This is a genomic window from Streptomyces katrae (assembly GCF_000966975.1).
GTDB classification, from domain to species: domain Bacteria; phylum Actinomycetota; class Actinomycetes; order Streptomycetales; family Streptomycetaceae; genus Streptomyces; species Streptomyces katrae.
This window is the reverse complement of record NZ_JZWV01001744.1, coordinates 1-637: the sequence shown is the minus strand read 5'-3', so window position 1 is coordinate 637 and position 637 is coordinate 1. Positions and strand designations below refer to the sequence as shown.

General features: G+C 71.6%; 1 pseudogene. It reads left to right on the top strand.

The window, feature by feature from the left end:
- Window positions 1–637: pseudogene (locus VR44_RS40415) on the top strand (flavoprotein); the annotation flags it as partial.

Below are 637 nucleotides of genomic sequence, written 5' to 3'. Positions count from 1 at the left end.
GGCACGCACAGCACGTGGATCCTGCGCCGTGGCGTCTCCGGCTCCACCTTCGGCGGCGGCACCGCCGACCAACTCCCCGCCCGCGGCGCCCTTGGCCTGGCCGCCAAGGCCGCCGTCGACGAAGGCCACGCCGACGCCATCACCGGCTTCCGCACCGAATCCATCGAACGCCACGGAGAACAGCTCGTGCTGGTCGCCGAAGACGGCCGCCGCCTGGACCCGGTCGACGAGGTCATCGTCCTCACCGGCTTCCGCCCCGACCTCACCTTCCTCGACGAACTCCGCCTCGGCCTCGACGAGCGCCTCCAGGCCCCCACCGAACTCGCCCCGATGATCGACCCCAACCAGCACTCCTGCGGCACCGTCTACCCCCACGGAGTCAAGGAGCTCTCCCACCCCGAGCAGGGCATCTACCTCGTCGGAATGAAGTCCTACGGACGCGCCCCGACCTTCCTCGCCCTCACCGGCTACGAGCAGGTCCGCTCCGTCGTCGCCGCCATCGCAGGCGACCACGCATCCGCCGAACGCGTCGAACTCGTCCTCCCCGAGACCGGCGTATGCGGCGGCGCGGGCCTCTTCGACCAGCCGGACACCGACGAGACGTCCGAGGGCGGCTGCTGCGCTCCCGCACCCCAGC